Raw genomic sequence first — 1,814 nt, 5'->3', positions numbered from 1 at the left:
CTCTACCTGACCACCTGTGTCGGTTTGGGGTACGGTCCCCCTTGACCTGATGCTTAGAAGTTTTTCCTGGAAGCATGGCATCGACCACTTCCTGACCTTAGTCAGTTCGTCATCAGTTCTCGGCATAAGTGGAACCGGATTTGCCTGATTCCACTGCCTACGACTTTAAACCCGGATAACCATCACCGGGCTGGCCNGGCGAGGGAGGATCTCACTCCCTTTATCGTTACTCATGTCAGCATTCGCACTTCTGATACCTCCAGCCAACCTCCCGGTGGACCTTCGACGGCTTACAGAACGCTCCTCTACCGCTCAACAGTAAACTGTTGAACCCGTAGCTTCGGTGAATAGTTTGAGCCCCGTTACATCTTCCGCGCGAGCCGACTCGACCAGTGAGCTATTACGCTTTCTTTAAAGGGTGGCTGCTTCTAAGCCAACCTCCTGGCTGTCTGGGCCTTCTCACATCGTTTCCCACTTAACTATTACTTTGGGACCTTAGCTGACGGTCTGGGTTGTTTCCCTTTCCACGACGGACGTTAGCACCCGCCGTGTGTCTCCCTTGATTGCACTCATTGGTATTCGGAGTTTGCATGGGGTTGGTAAGTCGGGATGACCCCCTAGCCCAAACAGTGCTCTACCCCCAATGGTGATACAAGAGGCGCTACCTAAATAGCTTTCGAGGAGAACCAGCTATCTCCGGGCTTGATTAGCCTTTCACTCCTATCCACAAGTCATCCCCTGGCTTTTCAACGACAGTGGGTTCGGTCCTCCAATCAGTGTTACCTGATCTTCAACCTGCTCATGGATAGATCGCCCGGTTTCGGGTCTATTCACTGCGACTCAGACGCCCTATTAAGACTCGCTTTCGCTACGGCTTCCCTATACGGTTAACCTTGCCACAGAAAATAAGTCGCTGACCCATTATACAAAAGGTACGCAGTCACAGAACAAGTCTGCTCCCACTGCTTGTACGTACACGGTTTCAGGTTCTATTTCACTCCCCTCAACGGGGTTCTTTTCGCCTTTCCCTCACGGTACTGGTTCACTATCGGTCAGTCAGGAGTATTTAGCCTTGGAGGATGGTCCCCCCATGTTCAGACAGAATTTCGCGTGTTCCGTCCTACTCGATTTCACTGTAAATGCATTTTCGTGTACGGGGCTATCACCCACTATGGCCGCACTTTCCAGAGCGTTCCACTAACACATAAACAGCTTAAGGGCTGGTCCCCGTTCGCTCGCCGCTACTAGGGGAATCTCGGTTGATTTCTTTTCCTCCGGGTACTTAGATGTTTCAGTTCCCCGGGTTCGCCTTCCAAACCCTATGTATTCAGGTAAGGAATACTCACTTATGTGAGTGGGTTGCCCCATTCGGAAATCGTTGGGTCAAAGCCTGTTTATCGGCTCGCCAACGCTTATCGCAGATTACCACGTCCTTCATCGCCTCTGACTGCCAAGGCATCCACCGTGTACGCTTAGTCACTTGACCATATAACCCAAAGCGATCTGATAACCGAAATTATCAAATGACAAAGTGTTAGTATGAAATCATATAACTACCTTTAACGATCTTTATTGATCCATTCCGAAGAATGTTCAATCGCCATACACATTAGCAATAACCGGCTTGGGGCCAGTTATATACTTGAGAGTGTCTCAGCAAGAATCTAATTAAACGATTAATCAACAGCAATCAAAGATTGTTATCATTATCCGCTTAAATAAACTCAGCTTATTTAATTTTGGATTCCACATTGTTAAAGAACACATTTTTCGAAACTGAAAAATGGGTTGAGTCTCAGAAAACTGATCTCAAC

1 rRNA gene (running past one end of the window) is annotated in these 1,814 nt (G+C 48.3%); it reads right to left on the bottom strand.

The features are described from left to right. Nucleotides 1-1,486 (bottom strand): 23S ribosomal RNA (locus tag EOPP23_RS21245); its annotated part reaches 213 nt to the left of the window's first position; the annotation flags it as partial. Nucleotides 1,487-1,814: the final 328 nt, after the last annotated feature.

Source organism: Endozoicomonas sp. OPT23 (genome assembly GCF_009653635.1).
GTDB lineage: Bacteria > Pseudomonadota > Gammaproteobacteria > Pseudomonadales > Endozoicomonadaceae > Endozoicomonas_A.
The sequence above is the reverse complement of the archived record's forward strand: the minus strand, read 5'-3'. Positions and strand labels throughout refer to the sequence as shown.